At 58.8% G+C, this 3,564-nt stretch carries 3 protein-coding genes; 1 reads left to right on the top strand and 2 read right to left on the bottom strand.

Annotated elements, in window-relative coordinates:
- Positions 1-362: 362 nt before the first annotated feature.
- Entirely contained in the window at positions 363-1,550 is a 1,188-nt protein-coding gene (locus tag WA354_RS20155) for an MBL fold metallo-hydrolase (protein ID WP_472814812.1), read from the bottom strand.
- On the opposite strand from WA354_RS20155, the gene WA354_RS20150 reads away from it, so the two are divergent.
- Complete coding sequence (locus WA354_RS20150) at positions 1,525-2,079, top strand: glutathione peroxidase (RefSeq protein WP_472814811.1); 555 nt, start codon at positions 1,525-1,527, stop codon at positions 2,077-2,079. The two genes, WA354_RS20155 and WA354_RS20150, sit on opposite strands and share 26 nt — an antisense overlap.
- A gap of 195 nt (positions 2,080-2,274) precedes the next feature.
- Here WA354_RS20150 and WA354_RS20145 read toward each other — a convergent pair.
- Positions 2,275-3,564, bottom strand: a 1,290-nt coding sequence (locus WA354_RS20145; RefSeq protein WP_472814810.1) for an AAA family ATPase, incomplete at its 5' end; no start/stop codon positions are given.

Here is a 3,564-nt window from a genome sequence, read left to right as displayed (position 1 = left end):
CCCCCAGAACGAAGGCGGCCAGGGCGCAACCCTAGTCGAACTCCGCCAATAGCTCTCAAATAGTCCTGCTTAGCTATCTCTTTTGCCTGTCATCCTGGGCCGCCCTGCTTTTCTCTTTTTAGCTTTGTCATCCTGAGCGACCAGAGGGAGTCGAAGGATCTGCAGTTGCTCTTCTTTAACGCGCAACCGAAACGTTGCATATGAGTCCAAAAGGCCGCCGGGGGAGCCTTCAGCCGCTGAACAGAGAAGGGTGCCCCATTCATGACGCAGCTTCATCGCGGCATGAGTGGGAAACCACGGACTTTGGAGGGAGCGGAGGCCTTCAGGCCTCTGAATACATGGCATCGAAAGAATCGTGTGCCTTAGCCCCGGAAATCCTGGCCACCCGCCACCGACACCGGCCGCTCAGTTTCAACAGCATCGGAACTCAGCCAACTCTCCCCTTCCGCCAACGGCACAACACTCTCGTTTAAGCCAGCCCGCTTTGCCGCGCGCAACAACCGCGGCAACGGTTCATCCATGGGCTCGCGTCCCAGGCGAAACGTCCCATAGTGCATCGGAATCATCGCGTCCGCGCGCAAATCCACGAAAGCCTGCAGCGCCTCTTCCGGACTCGTATGCACCGCGCGATAGCTGTCCGGAAAATACGCGCCAATCGGCAGCAGCGCAATCTCCGGCTGCAGACGCCGCCCAATATCCGCGAACCCGCCGAAATATGCCGAGTCCCCCGAGTGGTAGATCGTTGGGCCGCCCTTCGACGTGATCACGTAACCGCCAAATCCACGGTGCGTGTCATTGAACATCCGCGCACCCCAGTGCCGCGCAGGCGTCCCTGTGATCGTCACAGTTTCCTGCCTCACCGGTCGTTGCGCAATCGGGCCATGCTCGATTGGGATCACGGGTTCTCTTTGTGTCTCCGTGCCAGGCGCTGCGTTGAGCTCCGTCGATTGCCACCACTCCAACGATTCCACGCGCGCAAACCCGAGATCTGCCACCAGGTCTTCAACGCCCTTCGGCACAATCGCCACCGGAGCTGGCAATCCCCGCTGGCGCATCTGCCGCGTAATCGCCCGCAGTGAAGGCCGGTTCAGGTGATCCATGTGCGCGTGCGTCAGCAGCACTGCATCGATCCGCGGAAGATCCGCAATCCGCAATCCAGGCCGCCGCTGCCTTCGCAAAACAATCAGCCGCGTCGCAAACACCGGATCGATCAGCAATGCGCGCCCCGCCGTCTGGATCAGAAAAGACGAGTGCCCGATAAACGTAATAGCAGTATTCCCCGCGCCCACCTCAGGCGGCTTCGCGTGCGTCCCGGCCAGCGGCCGCGCATGACTCTCACGCACCAGCTTCCAGAGCTGCTGTAATTTTCGTACCCAGAACGGAATCTCCAACTTCGCCACCTGCAAACTAGATGCTTTTGCCGCCGTCCCGGCTTCAACCTTCGTGTCGTTGACATTCTCTTGACAACCAGGACGGCCCTGCCCCTTATGATCGATTGCAGCCCCGGATTCAAGGAGGAATTCAGTGCGCAAACCGATCCTGGCTCTCATGGTGTTTCTCGCGACGGCAGTAATGTTCGCAACTAGTCCAGGCAGCATCTACGACTTCACTATCAAATCGATCGAGGGCCAGCCAGTCAGCCTTATGAGTTACAGTGGCAAGGTTGTTTTGCTGGTGAACGTGGCCAGCAAGTGCGGCTTCACACCCCAGTACGCAGGTCTTGAAGCACTCTACGAGAAGTACAAGGATCGTGGTTTCGTCATCATCGGCGTCCCCGCCAACAACTTCGCTCAGCAGGAGCCAGGAACGAATGAGGAGATCAAGACATTCTGCTCCCGCAAGTACAACGTGACCTTTCCCATGATGTCCAAGGTCTCCGTGCTGGGGGACGATAAGACGCCGCTATACCAATTTCTCACCGACAAGTCCTCCGATCCGAAGTTCAGCGGCGACATCAAGTGGAATTTCACCAAGTTCCTTTTCAACCGCAACGGCAATCCCGTAGCACGCTTTGAGCCCGCGGTCACTCCCGACTCGCCAGAAGTTCAATCCGCAATCGAATCAGCCCTCGCCAAATGAGCACGGCGACCCTTGACCGAAATCCAACGGTGTCATTCTGAGTGAACGGGGCCCCAAACGTAAGAATCTGCTTCTGGCAATTCAGATCGGTGCGAACAACTTTGGGGACGGTACGCCGGCTCCGCAAACAAATCGGGCTCTGCTTTCGCAGAGCCCGATCCACTGACCACTGATCTCTGACCACTGTTCACAGCTTCACGCCATCGCCTCACGGCCCATCGGCTCAAAGTGCAGTTCGTTCGACTTGCGATCCACGCCGATCCGCACATGCGAACCGTGCAGAATCTCGCCGTTCAGAATCTTGATCGCCAGCGGATCCTGCACCATCCGTTGCAGCGCGCGCTTCAAAGGCCGCGCACCGTATGCGACATCCGAACCCGAAGCCAGGATCAGTTCCCGTGCCGATGGCGTCAGCTCCAGCGATATCTGCCGGTCTTCCAGCAGCTTCCCAACCTCGGCCAACCGCAATTCGAGAATCGCTTCGAGCTGTGCATGCCCCAGCGGACGGAAGATCACCATATCATCCACGCGGTTCAGAAACTCCGGCCTGAAGTGCTCGCGCAACACCCGCATCACGCTCTCGCGCGCCATGTCGAAGTCGTGCTCAGTCTTCAGCGCTTCGGTCGCAAGAAACGCAGCCCCCAGGTTTGAAGTCATGATCAACACCGTGTTCTTGAAGTCCACGGTGCGACCCTTCGCGTCCGTCAACCGCCCGTCGTCCATGATCTGCAGCAGCACGTTGAACACATCGGGATGCGCCTTCTCAATCTCGTCGAACAGGATGACCGCATACGGCCTGCGCCGCACCGCCTCGGTTAACTGCCCGCCCTCGTCGTATCCCACGTATCCCGGAGGCGCGCCAATCAACCGCGCCACCGCATGCTTCTCCATGTACTCGCTCATGTCGATGCGCACCATCGACTGCTCGTCGTCAAAAAGGAACTCCGCCAGCGCGCGAGCTGTCTCCGTCTTTCCCACGCCCGTAGGCCCAAGAAAAATGAATGAACCAATCGGTCGTTTCGGATCGCTAAGTCCAGCACGCGAACGCCGAATCGCATTCGCCACCACGCTCAGAGCAGCATCCTGCCCAATGACGCGCTCGCGCAGCCGCTCTTCCATGTGGACGAGTTTGTTCACCTCGCCCTCAAGCATCTTCGACACAGGAATGCCGGTCCATTTGCTGACGATCTTGGCGATATCTTCCTCGTCGACTTCTTCTTTCAGCATTCGCGCCACGCTGGAGGTACCATCCTGCAGCGCATTCAACTGCTTCAGCTCGGCTTCCATCTTGGGCAGTTCGCCATATTGGATCTGCGCCGCCCGGTCGAGCTGGCCCTTGCGAGTCTGCTCCTCGGCTTCGAAGCGCAGCGCTTCAATCTTCTTCTTCAGCTCGCTGATGCGGGTGATTGCGTCGCGCTCCATCGTCCAGCGAGCCCGCAGAGCGGTCGTTTGCTCCTTGAGCGAGGCCAGTTCGCGCTCCACTTC

The sequence above is a fragment of the Occallatibacter sp. genome, from assembly GCF_049802275.1.
Classification (GTDB): domain Bacteria; phylum Acidobacteriota; class Terriglobia; order Terriglobales; family Acidobacteriaceae; genus Telmatobacter.
Note: the sequence above shows the minus strand (reverse complement) of the source record. Positions and strands in the feature narration are given on the sequence as shown.